This window comes from Bacteroides faecis (assembly GCF_020091505.1).
Classification (GTDB): Bacteria; Bacteroidota; Bacteroidia; order Bacteroidales; family Bacteroidaceae; genus Bacteroides; species Bacteroides faecis.
Map to the genome: position 1 here is coordinate 4,937,274 of NZ_CP081916.1, position 16,506 is coordinate 4,953,779.

Consider the following 16,506-nt stretch of genomic DNA (forward strand, 5'->3'; position numbering starts at 1 on the left):
CATAAACCTATATAAATAAGGTGATCGTATGAATAAATTGCCCGAAAGAATCAGAATCAAAGACATCGCCCGCTTAGCAGACGTGTCAGTAGGAACAGTAGACCGCGTCATTCACGGGCGCAGCGGCGTATCAGAAGCAAGTAAAAAACGGGTGGAAGAAATTCTGAAGCAGCTTGACTACCAACCTAATATGTATGCCAGCGCTTTAGCATCCAACAAAAAGTATACATTCATTTGCCTTCTGCCCCAACACTTGGAAGGTGAATACTGGACCGCAGTAGAATTGGGCATCCACGAAGCCATCGCTACCTATTCAGATTTCAATACTTCAGTGAAAATCAACTATTATGATCCTTACGATTACCATTCGTTTGTAGATGCCAGCGAAGCAATTCTGACTCAACAACCGGACGGAGTTATGGTAGCTCCTACAGCTCCTCAATATACTAAAGGATTCACTGACCAGTTGCAAGCACTGGATATACCTTTTATATATATAGACTCAAATATTAAAGACGTCCCTCCCCTCGCCTTCTTTGGGCAGAACTCACGCCAAAGCGGATACTTTGCCGCCCGTATGTTGATGTTGCTTGCCAGAGATGAAAAAGAGATTGTCATTTTCCGCAAAATACATGAAGGAATTGTCGGTTCTAATCAACAGGAAAACCGGGAAATCGGATTCAGGCAGTACATGAAGGAACATCATCCGTCTTGTAATATACTGGAGCTCGACTTACATGCAGAGCGTAATGATGAAGATAACGAAATGCTGGATGAATTCTTCCGCGCCCACCCGAGTGTAAAGAATGGAATCACTTTCAATTCGAAAGTCTACATCGTTGGCGAATATCTGCAAAGCCGCGGAAAGAAAGATTTCAATCTGATAGGTTATGACCTTTTGGAACGAAACGTCACCTGCCTGAAAGAAGGAAGCGTTTCTTTCCTCATAGCCCAGCAACCGGAGCTACAAGGTCTCAATGGTATCAAGGCACTGTGCGATCACCTCATTTTCAAGAAAGACGTGACCTGCATCAACTATATGCCAATTGACTTGTTGACTGTAGAGACAATAGACTATTACCATAACAAATAACAACAAAATCCAACTAAACAAGTACATGGAAACAAAGTATTTAAGAATTAATCCTGCCGACAACGTTGCTGTTGCCATTGTTAACCTCCCGGAAGGAGAGCATCTCTCTGTAGATGGCATTGAGATTACACTGAATGAAGACATTCCTGCCGGTCATAAGTTTGCACTCAAAGATTTTGCAGAAGGCGAGAACGTAATCAAGTATGGTTACCCTATCGGCCATGCCCGCATGGCGAAGAGACAGGGAGACTGGATGAACGAAACGAATATCAAGACGAACCTTGCCGGACTATTGGAATATACCTATAATCCGATTCAGGTTGCATTGGATATCCCCCATAAAGACCTAACTTTCAAAGGTTACCGCCGTAAGAATGGTGATGTCGGTGTAAGAAACGAAATCTGGATTATCCCGACTGTAGGTTGTGTAAACGGTATCATCGGACAACTAGCCGAAGGTTTGCGTCGCGAAACAGAAGGAAAAGGGGTAGATGCTATCGTTGCATTCCCCCACAATTACGGTTGCTCACAGCTTGGTGACGACCATGAAAATACGAAAAAGATTCTTCGTGATATGGTACTTCATCCCAATGCAGGTGCAGTATTGGTGGTAGGTTTGGGATGTGAAAACAACCAGCCGGATGTATTCCGTGAATTTCTGGGTGATTTCGATCAGGATCGTGTAAAGTTTATGGTTACTCAGAAAGTAGGCGATGAATATGAAGAAGGAATGGAAATTCTGCGTGACTTATATGCTGAGGCATCTAAAGATGAACGTACGGAAGTGCCTCTGTCCGAATTGCGTGTTGGTCTGAAATGTGGCGGTTCCGATGGTTTCTCCGGTATTACAGCCAATCCGTTATTGGGTATGTTCTCCGACTTTCTGATTGCGCAGGGTGGTACAAGCGTGCTGACAGAAGTTCCGGAAATGTTCGGTGCAGAAACAATCCTGATGAATCGTTGCGAAAACAAGGACTTGTTCGAACAGACTGTGCATCTGATTAATGATTTCAAAGAATACTTCCTGTCACATGGAGAGCCTGTGGGTGAGAATCCATCTCCGGGTAACAAAGCCGGAGGCATCTCTACCTTGGAAGAAAAAGCACTGGGATGTACACAGAAATGTGGGAAGAGTTATGTATCCGGGGTGATGCCTTACGGAGAACGCCTGCAAAAGAAAGGGCTCAATTTACTTTCTGCCCCGGGTAATGACCTGGTAGCTGCCACTACTCTCGCAGCCAGCGCATGTCATATGGTACTTTTCACTACCGGACGCGGAACTCCTTTCGGTACTTTTGTTCCGACAATGAAGATTTCTACCAACTCTACTTTAGCAAAGAACAAACCGGGATGGATTGATTTTAATGCCGGAGTGATCGTTGAAAACGAACCGATGGAGAAAACTTGTGAACGTTTTATCGATTATGTGATTAAAGTGGCAAGCGGCGAACTCGTGAACAACGAGAAGAAAGGTTATCGCGAAATTGCGATCTTTAAGACAGGAGTTACTTTATAAAAGTAATGTACATTTAACGCAATAGACTAAAACGAAACCTTAAAAGGTACGTAGAACAATATGAAGAGTTGCTATCCAATAGCCAACATAAGTTGGACCGGACAGCAACTCTTTTCATTATCAAAAACTCTTTTTATCTACAAGAACTTCAAAGCGCCTACTCATATTAAACCATATCATCCCCTGTCCTAAGGAATGTAACACGAATCGTTTTATGAAACGGGATAAAACGGGAGACAACAGCAATAATAACCGATATTACCAACAGATATCCCAGAATCTCTTTTAAAGCAAGCAGCAAACTTTGCTGTTGTAAGGTTGCATGGAGAGAATTAGTTGCTATTTGTACAGCTTCGTCATACCTGTGACCTTGTGACAGAGCCGTGTTTAAAGACTGACTGTATTTCGATGCAGCCAAAGGATCAGCCGTCGTTATCGTTTCCGACAGAGAACACATATATTTCTGCTCCAGCCGATAAAGTACATTACTGTAAAAAGAAGTAGCCATAATAGGGGTTAGTACCGAACGAAAAATGATCAGAAAGAAAGCATTCGACAATAGATATTTCGGATTCAAATCTTCGACTGCAAACAATGCAAAAGCAATAATCAAAGTCAACATTCCCAATCCGCGGAAGAATATAGGCAAATACAACATTTCATACGTACTGCCCGGAGAGATACCGAAATACAAAATAGCAAAGAATATGACAAAGCACCCCATACCTCCCGCTATCAAAAACCGAAAACGCCAACGCTGCCAGCGAAACCACCAGAAACAAATGAAAGCTCCTGCCAAATATCCCGGAAGTAAATAAATATAAAGAGAATACGTATGCGTAGTATCCACCTTCAGAATAACACTAAGATAATTAGTCAGCAAAGTAGTCGATGTACTGAAAAACATGACAATCATCATATACAAATATCCGATGATAGCTTTGGGCTGATATAAAGGGGCGAGACTCACATAAGGCTTATCCGAATGAATTTGAATCCAGATAAACAAGGCAATCAGCATAGGAGCTATTACAATATAAGCACATATTTTGGCGGAAGACATCCAGTCAAGTACCTTCCCGTAATTGATAACATACATCAACATCAGCAATCCGGCTGAGATAATAAACATTTCACGGATATGCAAATCAGCTATCGGAACTGATTTTATAGGCCGGTTGTGCCGAAAACAGATAATAACCAGCAGGATGGCAACCAACATCAGAAGCATCATAAAATAATACATATACTTCCAGTCATAATAATATGCCAATTGAGCGGTAACCAACATAGAAACCTGTCCTCCGCCATATACTAACGGATAGAAATAGGAGTAAAACTCACTACGGACATTATTCGGACTAAAGATCTTCTGGGCATAACGAATGAACCATAGCATCAGAAATCCTTTCAAAAATCCGATAGCAAAACTACAGACAATCAAGATATCCGCATTTTGCGAACGGGCACATATCCAGCTCAAAAAAAACTGCAGAACCAGATCTGTCAACAAAAGGAACTTTACGGAAACAGCCGCCAACACTTTTGGAATAATCGGATAAGCGATAGCCATCCCTGCAGATGCAGCATAATATCCCATCGTTATATCTTCCGAATTGGTCCCGAGTGTATTAGAGACTTCCAACATACTTCCGGTATACGAACCGTTCAGCATTGTGACAGGAAGAATGACTATAAAGATGCTGACAAAGCCAAGCCAATCGGACACCCATTGACGAACAGGCGCCTCCAATTCTTTCATCGTTATCATCTGCGCAAAGCCTCAGTTTCGACCATCATACCTGCCCTCAATTGTGCCATTTCTTCCGCAGATACATCATCTAGTTCTATTCGCACCGGAATGCGTTGCTGTACTTTTACAAAATTTCCGGCAGAATTGTCTGTAGGAACCAGTGAATATTTGGAGCCGGTTGCCTCGGAAATAGCAGTCACCTCTCCATGAAATATTTTCCCGGGGACGGCATCCACTTTTACACGTACCGGCTGACCGATATAGATATTGGCTATCTGAGTTTCTTTATAATTGGCAGTCACCCATTTATCCTTGTTACGCACCAGATAAGAAATCGTCTGTCCGGTTTGTACATACTGGCCGGGTTCCAGCGTACGTCTCCCCATAAATCCATCATAGGGGGCGGTCAATATGGTATACGACAAATTTAGCTTAGCCAAATCCAGATCAGCTTCTTTACGCAAAATAGCCGCTTCTGCACCGGTCGTTTTCTTACTTGTTTCCGCATACTGAGACAACGCAGCCTGTTTCTGCGCAGCCAATGCCTGATAACGTGCTTTCGCTGCTTCATACGCGGCCTTTGTCTGTTCATACTGCTGTTCCGGTACAGATTCTTCTTTGAGTAAGCGTTCAAAACGATGATAATCTTGTTCCAATTGCCATAGTTTTGCTTTTGCCTCGGCAATATTCGCATCCTGCACGGCAATGTTGGTATAAGAAGTCTCGATACCCGAATGAAGAACATCCTGTGAACCGCGTGCATCCAATAAAGCCGCTTCCGCCTCCTTCACTTTGATCCGGTATTCACGATTATCGAGTATCAGCAAAGTATCTCCTTCATGCACATACTGATGTTCTTTGAAACAAATTTCCTTGATATATCCCGAAACTCGAATATTCAGCGGGGCAACATACTGGTCCACAAAAGCATCATTAGTTACCTCATAATTAATATAACGCCAAAAGTAAGTGGCGGTCCACCAGAGCCCCGAACCCGCCAGACAAATACACACTAAGTTCAAAATCACATTGCGTACTCTTACTTTTTTCAGTTTCTGCTGTTTTTCTTTTAATTCATTTGCCATATCATTGCCAGATAGATTCAGAGACGGCCACAAGCCTTCTGAAGTTGATAATAAGTATAAATCACACGGGTACGCGCAGTTACCAGTTGCAACTCTACATCCAAACGGACAGAGTTTGCATCCAGCAAATCTGTCAGGATAGCCAACTGATTAAGATAACGGTTTTGCATGATCCGATAGTTTTCTTCCGCCTGCCGGACAGACAGTTTTAAAGCCTCTACCCGTTGCAAAGCCTCCTGATGGCGTAAAAATGCAGAACGTACTTCCATGCGGATTCCCTGCATTTTCTGTTCCTCCTCATTCTCCCGCAATGACACCATCATCTTGCTCTCTTTCACCTTGTGGTTGTTTTTATATAGAGAAGACAAAGGATAAGAGACCGATATACCTACATTCCAGTTATTATTGTACATATCTGCCAATGTACGCGACACCGGACGTGCCAATGTATTTGATGCATACATCGATACATTCGGGAGAAAAGCCGATCTGGTGATCCGAATCTCATTACGGGCTAAATCAGTCTGCGTACGAAGCAGTTTCATTGCGGGATCATTGGCATACGCCTGTACAATGTAATCATCATACGATTGCAAAGCTACTGCCTGATAAAGGAGAGTAGTATCCGGGCTCAGTAATAAATTCTCATCCTGTCCCAACAGAATATCGAGTTGTTGTGATACCAACGATATACTATTTTCCGTTTCCTGCAAAGCTAAGCGGTCGCCAGTCAGTTGCATCTCACTTCGCAGCACATCATTATTAGTAATCAACCCCTCCTTTTTCATCCGACGAATATCCTGCAAACGAAGTTCCGACTCTTCGATATTTCTGACCAATACTTCACGTTGCTTGAAAAGACTGAAAAGATTCATATACCGGTTCAGCAAACCAAGCTTGATTTCAGCCTGATCCGTCAATGTCTGTAGCCCGGCAAACTGCTTTTCCATATCAGCCTTACGAATCGTACTCCGGATTTTCCCTCCCTGATACAATGGCTGAGAAAAGTCAATTGTATAGTTTTGTGACCAATCCGGAGCATCGGGATACATCGGATCGGACAATCCATGCTCCCAGACAACAGGCTGCCCCACAACTCCCCCTTTCAGGCCAATTTGTAATTCCGGAAATTGCGCAGCCCGTGCAGTCTTTGCCCGCTCCCTCGCCATTGATTCCTTCATTATATCTGCCTGAAGCTGTAAATTATGCTGCACTCCTTTTTCGAAAAGTTGTTCTACGGTAAGAAATAAAGAATCTGTTTGTGCCATTATCGGTTGGACGGCAAAAATCGGATAAAATAGAATAGCCCGATATACTTTATACTTCTTCCAACACATCGTATACATCCTTTAATTCGGACAACATTGTCTCAATACTTTCGATGCCAATTATATTCTCTGCATATACATAAACCTGATCGAGAATCGGACGAATTTGATTTTTAAACTCCTCTCCTTCCGGAGTCAGGAAGACAAGTTTATTACGCCGGTCGGTAGGGTCTCCTTTTCGACAAACATATCCTTTCTTTTCCAGATTATTCATCAGATTGGTCAAACATGCCTTGTCTTTTGCGATACGCTCGGCCAATATTTGCTGACTGATTCCTTGCTCATGCCATAAACTGCTCAATACCTGCAACATCTCAAACGTAATACCTGCGTTGTTCTTTTTTAAAGTGCGCTGCATGGCCCTGCGAAAAGCCATACGAGTACGAACAACCTGCAACATAAGCTCTCTAAACTCTGCTCCTGTTCTCATCTTCTAAAAATCTTTTTACCTGTTTCGTTTCGGCGGCAAAGTTAAGTATTTCCCCCGAATTAGTCAAACATTTGACTAATTTCGTTTATATATCAAATTTAGTTATTACATACGACTTCATTTATCCATATATTAATTATTTAATTATCAACGTATTAATAGTATATCTCAATATTTCTCTTCAAAATAATCCGATTAAAATCTTGTTCATCTGAAATCTTTTATTTTACTTTGCACTACAAAGTACTTTTTTATATGAATAAAGACAAAGCATTAGAATCAGTAAATGAGATAAAAGAGTTGATGGAAAAGTCCTCAAAGTTTATCTCTTTCAGTGGTCTCGCTGCAATTATGGCGGGCATTTACGCATTAGTGGGCGCCTATGTCGCTACACAAGTTATTACACCAGACACAAAGTTGAGCACAGCTTTGGAACTAATGATCATAGTAGCTTCACTTGTATTGACAGTCTCCGCTGTCACTGCCTGTATCCTTTCCTACTATAAATCCAAAAAGACTGGGCAAAAGTTTTTTAGCCGGCTGACTTATCGGGCATTGTGGAATTTTTCTCTCCCGATGTTGACCGGAGGCATATTATGTATTTCCATTCTATTGCATGGATATTATGGCATAATAGGATCAATCATGCTTTTATTTTATGGTCTGACATTAGTCAATGTTTCCAAGTTTACCTATTCCAGCATTGCCTGGTTAGGATATGCCTTTATCGGACTGGGAATCATCGACTGTTTTTGGGAAGGTCATTCCTTACTGTTTTGGGCCATCGGTTTCGGTGGGTTCCATATTCTATATGGCATATTGTTCTATTTACATTACGAAAGAAGGAAATCATAAATGATAGAAGCATTCCAAAATATTAATAAAGCATTCGAAAGCAAAGTCCGGTTGGGGATTATGGCTGTGCTGATGGTCAATGAGGAAGCTGATTTCAATTTTCTGAAAGAACAGCTTTCCCTGACAGATGGCAATCTGGCAAGTCATACCCGTGCACTGGAAGAGCTGAAATATATCGAATGCATAAAAGGTTTTGTAGGCCGAAAACCACGAACAGTTTTCCGAGCTACAAAATTAGGCAGAGATGCCTTTAAATCCCATATTGAAGCCTTAGAGAATTTTCTAAAGTCAACATAATAATTCATCTAAACACTATTATCTTATGGACGGTTTCAATGAAAAATCAAACGAAGAGGTAGAACAGCAGCAACCATTAGGATGCCTGCATCGCTTCTCAAAAACAATCAAAATTGTGATTATCGGAGGATTAATTATTCTTCTGATGATACCTATGTTTATGATCGAAGACCTCATCTCGGAACGAGGACGCACACAGGAAGAAGCAATTAACGAGGTAAGCGAAAAATGGAGCCTTGCACAGACCGTCACCGGACCGTATCTGAATATCCAGTATCCGGTCGTTACGGAAAACAAAGGGGAAAAGAAAGTATCTATCAAAGACCTGATGTTATTCCCTGACGAACTTTCAATCAATGGCCAGCTAAAAACAGAAATACTCAAAAGGAGTATCTATGAGGTCAATGTATATCAGTCGGAGCTCACATTGAAAGGTTCATTCAGCTCGGAAGAACTGAGAAAAAGCAGAATAGATATAGAGCAACTACAATTGGACAGAGCTGCCATTTGCCTGAACCTGACGGACATGCGGGGAATCAGCGAGCAAATCAGCATTGCTTTGGGAGATTCTGTTTATATCTTTGAACCGGGAATGGACAACAGGGGATTAAGCAGTACAGGTGTGCATGCCATCGCTAATCTGTCGGAGTTGAAGACGAACAAGAAACTGCCTTATGAGATAAAAATAAAACTGAAAGGTTCTCAATCTCTAAACTTTATCCCACTGGGGAAAACAACTCGTGTTGATCTGAAAGCTAACTGGAGCACCCCCAGTTTTACAGGCAATTATTTGCCTAATAACCGGAATGTCACAGAAAAAGATTTCTCGGCTCAATGGCAGGTTTTAAATCTGAACCGTAACTATTCACAGGTCATGATGGATTACAGTGGTGCCAATATTAAAGAGGTGGATAATTCCAGTTTTGGTGTCAACTTTAAGATTCCGGTAGAGCAATATCAACAATCTATGCGTTCCGCCAAATATGCAATTCTGATTATCCTGCTAACGTTCGGAGTAATCTTCTTCACAGAAATCATGAATAAGACCCGTATCCACGCTTTACAATATTTATTGGTAGGTCTGGCATTATGTCTGTTTTACAGCTTACTACTCTCCTTCTCCGAACATATCGGTTTCAACCCGGCATATTTAATATCGGCTGCATTAACCATTATGTTGGTAGGAGGATACATGTTTGGTATCATCAAAAAGAAGAAACCTGCACTGACCATGTCCGGATTGTTGAGCATCCTTTACCTTTATATCTTTATTCTCATTCAGCTGGAGACCTTCGCTTTACTGGCAGGTAGTTTGGGATTGTTCTGCATTCTGGCATTAGTAATGTACTTCTCTAAAAAGATAGACTGGTTCAATGAATAGGAATGCCTGGATGGCAATATAAACAGTCTTAACATGGTGACACTATCCCATTGTTATGGTGTCACTATATCTGTGTGATGGTGACACTATGACAGCAGGATAGTGTCACCATGTTTTTGACCGTCAATACAACCACCCGATCACTATACGGCACAAAACATCACCGCCGATAATTCCTACTAGTGCAACTGTCCACAACTGCCAGCTCTTCAGGTTGCAAGATACCTTCAATGCGTTAAACATCCATACAAGCATAACGATCAGAAAGGGTAATCCCAGCAACGACAAAACCACCGCTTGCAAGAAATAAGGTTGTGCCAGCAGCTTTTCGGGTGACATGTTCATATCCATTTGAGACAACATTCGCATAGGCGGCAATAAACTAATTAAATTCATCACCAGTAACGGTAACTGGGCAAACAGCACAGTGCCCAACACATCTACTATACGAATGTGGGAATGTGACAAAAAAACACCTCCAAGAAAGAACAGTAACGCAGGAATCAGCCACACGATCAAATGCTCCGCCAAATAACACCACCAAGCCGGATTGGGAGCAGGACCGAAATGAAGCAATCCGTGATAATGATAACCGGATATCCAACAGATCCACGTAGAAACAGCCAGACCTAAAACTCCCCAGCCCAATGCTTTCATACCGGCAATCCGAATGAACGGATTTACGATTTGTTCTATTACCTTATTTCCCATCATACATCCATTTTTGTTAGTTTTTCGATTAAATCATCCAATATATTTCGAACAGTAGGGTAACTGACTCCTATATTTTTTGCCATATCTTTCAAACTGCCACTCGATTTTACAAAGTCGAGTACAAACTGCTGTTCCTTTTCCGACAGCCGTGCCAGCAGAGGCAGTTCAAAATTACCACAAACCTCTGTATTACACTCTTCGCAAAACAACCGGTTCACTCTCAAAGGAGCATCACATGCCGGGCACTGTAATGGTAAACGCTTCTTTATCTCCCCCATATTACTTTGGTTTCTTTATAAATGAACTGACAGAAGATATTAAAATGGTATTCACAGGTAACGAAGGATTAGTATAAACAGCAAGTTGCTGTTGCTGATCCGTCACATCACAATCTTTCAAAACATGATTCATACGATCGATCAGAAGGAATCTGGCAGCAGGACAAGCCTTCTTCAATAGTTCCGCATCTTCCACGGAAACTTGAATGTCAGTTTTCCCCTGTACAATCAGAACGGGTACTTTCAAAGCAGCAATAATAGTCTGAGGATTATATTTGTACCATGAAATAAGGTATGGCTGAACAGAAGCACGAAACAACGATTGTAAATACACAGGAACATCCGTCACCTCTTTACCACCCTTCAGCGACTCATTAATGGAAGCCACTTCTTTCAGCATCGCTTCAGGTAACTTCTGAGCGGCAACCTGAATTTCTATCAATTCATAAGCCGGACGCCCGGCTCCCGCCAACGAAACAAATCCCTTTACTTTCGGACGGTCCTTACAAGCCAACATACCAATCAACGAACCTTCGCTATGACCAACTACCGTAATACCGGTGAAACGACGGTCCTTTGCCAAATAATCAATCCATCCGGTCACATCATTCACGTAATCTTCAAAACGTAGTTTTACCTCCTCCTTTCCGGCAGCAGCACTACTTGCTATCCCCCGCTTATCAAAACGCAAAGATGCGATGCCATTCTTCGCCAAACCTTCAGCCAGAAACTTCAACGAGTTATTCTTCATGTTACCAACAGCTGAATTTCCATCCATGTCAGTTGGTCCCGAACCAGCTATCAATAATACTACCGGCCATACTTTCCCTTCATCAGGAAGCAGCAGCTTTCCTTTTATATCCCCCTCTTTTGTATTCAAGACTACTGCTTGCTCTTCCACAGGAAGAATCTGAGCCTGACATAAAAAGCTACACAAGGATAAGAAAAGAGCTAAAGTAAGAGAGATACACTTCATATGATTTACATTTAGATGATTTAATTTATCACAAAAGTAATCACAAAAACGAATAAAACAAATAATTATTTGAATATAATTAAATCTATATTTAATTATATTCAATACTAATTGAATTTATAGTCACTTTTGTGAGTTATAATAAGACGAATATTTAAGAAATCATATGTTCCACATAACTTTTTCATATTTGAATATTGTTTTTAATGATTAAATAAAATCGGTTCTTACTACCCTGAAACCAACATTGACATAGCCTTGCGTACCCGTTCTTACGACATCCGATTTTTCGCTGCGACAATCATCACGGTCAGAGTCCCAACTACCACCTTTGACAATATACAAACCATCTGCGTTCGTGGATGAAGTCCATTCCCAGCAACTGCCCCAGAAGTCAATACCTCCACAAGCACCTGTGGTTTGATTGCCGTAACCGTATATGATTTATAAATACTTCACGAGTAGAACAAATATAATATGGGACACTGGTCTTCCGATTAATGCCCCATTTTTTTATAATTCCGCTTATATTATTATATTTCTTGTTTCATCCACACAATCGGATAGCCTAAATCTCTTTTGATAGCTTCCATTTCCGCACTATGCCACATTTCATGTTTGAAGCTCCATGCCAGTGCTTCATACTTTACTTCTGCTACCGGATGTTTAAACGGAAGAGGTTCCAAACAATCGGATAAGATATCATCATTTAATGTTTCCAAGCTACTGATACAAATTTGGTGAACAATCTCAAACTCTTCTTTTAATTTAAGTACGGGAATCATATCTTTTTCTATAGAACGGTGCATGGTTCCCATTCCATTAAATATTCTGTTATATTCTTTAATAGGCAACAGCTCTCCTACTTTCTTATTTACTCCTGTCACAGCAGTCATAGTATGAAAATTCTGCGAAACCAATAAATGTCCCACCTGCCAGATGAAATTTGAATCCGTACCCTCGGGAATCACATACCATAAATCTTCCGGCAATTCGGACATCAAACGTTTCACAAAAGCGCGAGCCTCTATCATCTGCTCTTTTAAAAATTCAATTTTACTCATAACTATATGTTTTTAAATTATACATATAGTTAGTGAAAACACACATGAGGTTTGTGACAACTTACAGCAAAAATCTCTCCCAATAATTTTTTCGAGGCAACTCTTTTTCAAATTTCCGGTATAAATCTGCCAGCCTCATCATTCTCTGCACTATTGCGTATTCCTTATCCATATCAATGGAATGTACCGGTTTACAAATACGACACTTACAGGTACCACCGGAATTATACAACGGACAGGTATCATTCATAAAAAGAGTGATTTTTTGAATTGAACGGTTATAGATTTGCCGTACATTGCTTTCTTTCAGTTCCATTATCGCACTGATTTGCCGATAGGGCAACCCTACATTTTCTCTAAAGATAAAAATCAGTCGGGCATCATTATTCAGACAATGATTCAGAGCAGTAATACACCAGTCGCATCTTTCCTTTATCCATTCCCGCTTTGCCTCTTCCTCACCGGAATATTCGATTTCAGGCAACGAACGGAAATATTCTACCTCGGTCATCTTCATCTGCCTTTCACCTTCCGCATACCTGCCGATGGTACGCCGGGCAATAGTATATATCCATGTAGAAAGTTCCGAATCGCCTTTAAAACTATGGAAACTTTTGCAAAGTTCATACCACACTTCCTGCGCCGCTTCGCGGGCTATTTCTTTATTCTGAATCATCCGGTGTGCAATCGTGGAAATCATATTCCCATATTCTTCCACCAACCGGTTTACATCCATTTCCATTACAGAGTAAACACTAAAATGTCTTTTTCAGATACACCATATCTACCAGTTGTTCACCGTCTTCATACATAGGGTGGTCATAATTGTCGGTAAAAAAGTTCTCTACCCGATGAGAGATGGTGAAGCCACAATGTTCGTAGAAAGATCTCGTAGAAGGCACATCTCCCGTTCCAACCAACATTTCAGAGCACCTCCCTTGATAATGTTCAAATAAAAATTGAATCAAGCGTTTACCGTATCCCTGTCGCTGGAAAAAAGAGATCGTAGCTATATTCTTAATTTCGTAAATCCCCTCCCCTTCACAGGTGACGACACAGCACGCTTTCAACCCGTCATCATACAGGACAAACATATCACCACGTTCCAGATAACGGTCGATCATACTTTCCTGTTCATCAGCCAGCAGCAACAGTTCCAAAAACTCTTTTTTATCAGAAATTACTTTTTTTATCTCCATATTGTAAAACTTTGAACATCTTATCAGTATCTTGCAAAGGTATAAAAATTCACCTGATAAACAATTTCTCGAAAGTATATCTTGAGAACCGGTCCAGCCGGTCCCTGCTCTGATATAAATGCTGAAATTGAGAATATCACATTCTAAGAATATACAGATACAATCAGACAATCGTCCAAATCAATAGAAAAATAATACAATGCGTTTGTTTTCTCCTATTATTATCGTTTACTTTGTTGGCAAATTTTAATCGTAGAATCATGAAAAACCTGTTATTAGCAGTCTTGCTCTTTTGCACAAACACAGCTGTTGCACAAGGTACCATAGAAGATTACCGCCGCGCTTACTCATCAGGAGAAAAATTCAGTGCCAACAAAGTATTCTATTCCAATGTGAATCCGGAGTGGATTGATGAAACACATCATTTCTGGTATGTGCGAAATACTCCCGAAGGACATCTCTATGTATTAGTGGATGCCGACCATAAAAACAGGAAAGACTTGTTCGACCACAAACTTATGGCAACGGCTTTAAGTGAAGCATCAGGACGTAAAATAGAATCGACTTCTCTTTATCTGGATCGTCTGTCAGTCAATAAGAAGTTGGATACACTACGTTTCGTCTTCAACAATCATCGATGGATGTATGCCATCAACACCAATCAGCTGACAGACGAAGGCACTCTGCCGGCTCCACACAAACAACGCCACTGGATGGAAACTGACGACGAAAAAACAGCAACTCCCGTCTCCTCTCCTGACAGGAAATATGTAGCATTCACTAAGAATCATAATATATATGTAAAGGAAATAGCCACCGGAAAAGAAAGACAGTTAAGTCTCGACGGTACTTTGGGAAATTATTACTCAGCCTATATCCGTTGGTCTCCCGACAGTAAAAAAGTGGCTTCCTGCAAGATCCGCCCGGTAGAAAAACGCTATGTATATTATGTTGAATCCTCCCCTGCCGACCAACTTCAACCTAAACTCCACAAACAAGAGTATGCCAAACCGGGAGACGAACTTCCATTTAGGATACCCTGCATTTACGAAGTAGAAACAGGACACGATGTGATTCCATCAACAGATTTATTCTCTCAACAATATTATCTTACGAGTCCCGAATGGAATAAAGACAGCCAAGCCGTTACCTTCGAATACAACCAACGCGGCCATCAGGTTTACCGGGTATTGGAGCTTTCGGCTACAACAGGAAAAGTACGTCCGTTAATAGAAGAAACAAGTGATAAATACGTCAATTATTCCCGCCATTTCCGCCACGACTTGCAAGATGGAAAACGGATGATATGGATGAGTGAACGTGACAACTGGAATCATCTGTATATGTATGATCGCACCACAGCCCAACCTGTTCATCAGATAACCAAAGGCGAATGGTATGTACGTGATATTCTTCGTGTAGATGAAACGAACCAACTTATTTATTTTTCGGCAAATGGTGTACAGGCCAATGAAGATCCCTACCTGATCCGTTACTATCGTATCGGCTTCGATGGCAGAAATCTCACTTGTCTCACTCCGGAAGAAGGAATGCACAACGCATGGTTTTCCAAAGATATGCAATATCTGGTCGATGTATATTCAATGGTAGACAAAGCCCCCATAGCCGTACTCCGCAATGCTGAAAACGGAAAAGTCATCATGCCACTCGAAACTGCCGATATCAGCCGTTTGATAGCGGAAGGCTGGAAAGCCCCCGAAGTATTCACAGCCAAAGGACGTGACGGGAAAACGGATATGTGGGGAATCATCATTCGTCCCTCCAACTTCGACCCCGCCAAGAAATACCCTGTTCTGGAATACATCTACCAAGGGCCCGGCAGCCAATACGTCCCCAAGAATTTCATCCCCTATAACTATTATATGAGTGGTATTGCCGAACTCGGTTTTATTGTTGTAATGGTAGACGGTATGGGAACTTCTTTCCGTTCACGCAGTTTCGAAAACGTGTGCTACAAGAATCTGAAAGATGCCGGGTTACCCGATCATATCGCCTGGATAAAATCTGCAGCCCAAAAGTATCCTTATATGGATATAGATCGTGTCGGAATATATGGTTGTTCCGCAGGTGGACAAGAATCAATGACAGCAGTACTGTTTCATCCGGACTTCTATAAAGCAGCATATTCAGCCTGCGGTTGCCATGATAACCGCATGGATAAAATCTGGTGGAATGAACAATGGCTGGGATACCCCATTGGGGAGCAATATAAAGAAGGATCGAATGTTGAAAATGCCCATCTGCTTAGCCGTCCGCTAATGCTGGTAGTAGGTGAAATGGATGATAACGTAGATCCGGCTTCCACCATGCAGGTAGTGAACGCTCTGATCAAAGCTAATAAAGATTTTGAATTAGTCGTCATCCCCGGAGCCCATCATACGATGGGAGAAAGTTATGGTGAACATAAACGCTATGATTTCTTCGTGCGCCATCTGCTAAATACAACTCCACCGGGATGGAATGAAATAAAGTAGCATCCGTCTTCACTATGGATTATCAGGCGCAAATGAAGTCCT

General features: G+C 41.5%; 16 protein-coding genes. 6 read left to right on the top strand and 10 right to left on the bottom strand.

The genetic code is table 11. The features are described 5' to 3' along the window. Positions 1 to 28: 28 nt before the first annotated feature. Together K6V30_RS19375 and K6V30_RS19380 are read left to right on the top strand one after the other, a co-directional pair. Entirely contained in the window at positions 29 to 1,093 is a 1,065-nt protein-coding gene (locus tag K6V30_RS19375; protein WP_055269664.1) for a LacI family DNA-binding transcriptional regulator, read from the top strand. A gap of 25 nt (positions 1,094 to 1,118) precedes the next feature. Next, on the top strand, positions 1,119 to 2,609 hold the full coding sequence (locus tag K6V30_RS19380) for a UxaA family hydrolase (protein ID WP_055269662.1): 1,491 nt from the start codon (positions 1,119 to 1,121) through the stop codon (positions 2,607 to 2,609). A gap of 166 nt (positions 2,610 to 2,775) precedes the next feature. Here K6V30_RS19380 and K6V30_RS19385 read toward each other — a convergent pair whose 3' ends face one another. Genes K6V30_RS19385 through K6V30_RS19400 form a run of 4 tightly spaced genes read right to left on the bottom strand, consistent with a single transcriptional unit; the run spans position 2,776 to position 7,205 of the window. Further along, a complete protein-coding gene (locus tag K6V30_RS19385; protein WP_055269660.1) occupies positions 2,776 to 4,380 on the bottom strand; it encodes an MFS transporter in 1,605 nt (534 codons plus the stop codon). Beyond that, positions 4,377 to 5,447 (bottom strand): HlyD family secretion protein, encoded by a 1,071-nt coding sequence (locus K6V30_RS19390; RefSeq protein WP_055269658.1) that lies wholly within the window; start codon positions 5,445 to 5,447, stop codon positions 4,377 to 4,379. The genes K6V30_RS19385 and K6V30_RS19390 overlap by 4 nt, the downstream gene beginning before the upstream one ends. Before the next feature lie 17 nt (positions 5,448 to 5,464). Then, a complete protein-coding gene (locus K6V30_RS19395; RefSeq protein ID WP_055269656.1) occupies positions 5,465 to 6,784 on the bottom strand; it encodes a TolC family protein in 1,320 nt (439 codons plus the stop codon). Then, positions 6,765 to 7,205 carry a MarR family winged helix-turn-helix transcriptional regulator gene (locus K6V30_RS19400; RefSeq protein WP_055269654.1) on the bottom strand — a complete coding sequence of 147 codons (441 nt, stop codon included), beginning with the start codon at positions 7,203 to 7,205 and terminating at the stop codon, positions 6,765 to 6,767. The genes K6V30_RS19395 and K6V30_RS19400 overlap by 20 nt, the downstream gene beginning before the upstream one ends. Positions 7,206 to 7,460: 255 nt before the next feature. Here K6V30_RS19400 and K6V30_RS19405 point away from each other — a divergent pair, with 255 nt between their 5' ends. Genes K6V30_RS19405 through creD form a run of 3 tightly spaced genes read left to right on the top strand, consistent with a single transcriptional unit; the run spans position 7,461 to position 9,738 of the window. Beyond that, complete coding sequence (locus K6V30_RS19405) at positions 7,461 to 8,060, top strand: hypothetical protein (protein ID WP_224207189.1); 600 nt, start codon at positions 7,461 to 7,463, stop codon at positions 8,058 to 8,060. Further along, entirely contained in the window at positions 8,061 to 8,357 is a 297-nt protein-coding gene (locus K6V30_RS19410) for a winged helix-turn-helix domain-containing protein (RefSeq protein WP_010538481.1), read from the top strand. It begins immediately after the preceding gene. A 25-nt stretch (positions 8,358 to 8,382) separates the two neighbouring features. Next, positions 8,383 to 9,738, top strand: coding sequence for a cell envelope integrity protein CreD (gene creD, locus K6V30_RS19415; protein WP_055269650.1), 1,356 nt, complete (start codon positions 8,383 to 8,385; stop codon positions 9,736 to 9,738). A 123-nt stretch (positions 9,739 to 9,861) separates the two neighbouring features. Here creD and K6V30_RS19420 read toward each other — a convergent pair whose 3' ends face one another. The 6 genes from K6V30_RS19420 to K6V30_RS19445 form a co-directional block, all read right to left on the bottom strand. Continuing rightward, entirely contained in the window at positions 9,862 to 10,449 is a 588-nt protein-coding gene (locus K6V30_RS19420; RefSeq protein ID WP_055269648.1) for a hypothetical protein, read from the bottom strand. Next, positions 10,449 to 10,730 (bottom strand): DUF2089 family protein, encoded by a 282-nt coding sequence (locus tag K6V30_RS19425; RefSeq protein ID WP_010538484.1) that lies wholly within the window; start codon positions 10,728 to 10,730, stop codon positions 10,449 to 10,451. Before K6V30_RS19425 ends, K6V30_RS19420 begins: the two co-directional genes overlap by 1 nt. 1 nt (position 10,731) lies before the next feature. After that, complete coding sequence (locus K6V30_RS19430) at positions 10,732 to 11,706, bottom strand: alpha/beta hydrolase (protein WP_055269646.1); 975 nt, start codon at positions 11,704 to 11,706, stop codon at positions 10,732 to 10,734. Positions 11,707 to 12,239: 533 nt separating this feature from the next. Beyond that, entirely contained in the window at positions 12,240 to 12,770 is a 531-nt protein-coding gene (locus tag K6V30_RS19435) for a DinB family protein (RefSeq protein ID WP_010538486.1), read from the bottom strand. 61 nt (positions 12,771 to 12,831) lie between these two features. Continuing rightward, positions 12,832 to 13,512: an RNA polymerase sigma factor gene (locus tag K6V30_RS19440; protein WP_010538487.1), complete on the bottom strand. Its 681-nt coding sequence runs from the start codon at positions 13,510 to 13,512 to the stop codon at positions 12,832 to 12,834. 13 nt (positions 13,513 to 13,525) lie between these two features. Further along, the gene (locus K6V30_RS19445) at positions 13,526 to 13,969 is read right to left on the bottom strand and encodes a GNAT family N-acetyltransferase (RefSeq protein ID WP_055269644.1); all 444 of its coding nucleotides are present in this window, start codon (positions 13,967 to 13,969) and stop codon (positions 13,526 to 13,528) included. Between the two features lie 260 nt (positions 13,970 to 14,229). On the opposite strand from K6V30_RS19445, the gene K6V30_RS19450 reads away from it, so the two are divergent. Beyond that, positions 14,230 to 16,464 (top strand): S9 family peptidase, encoded by a 2,235-nt coding sequence (locus K6V30_RS19450; RefSeq protein ID WP_055269642.1) that lies wholly within the window; start codon positions 14,230 to 14,232, stop codon positions 16,462 to 16,464. Positions 16,465 to 16,506 lie beyond the last annotated feature (42 nt).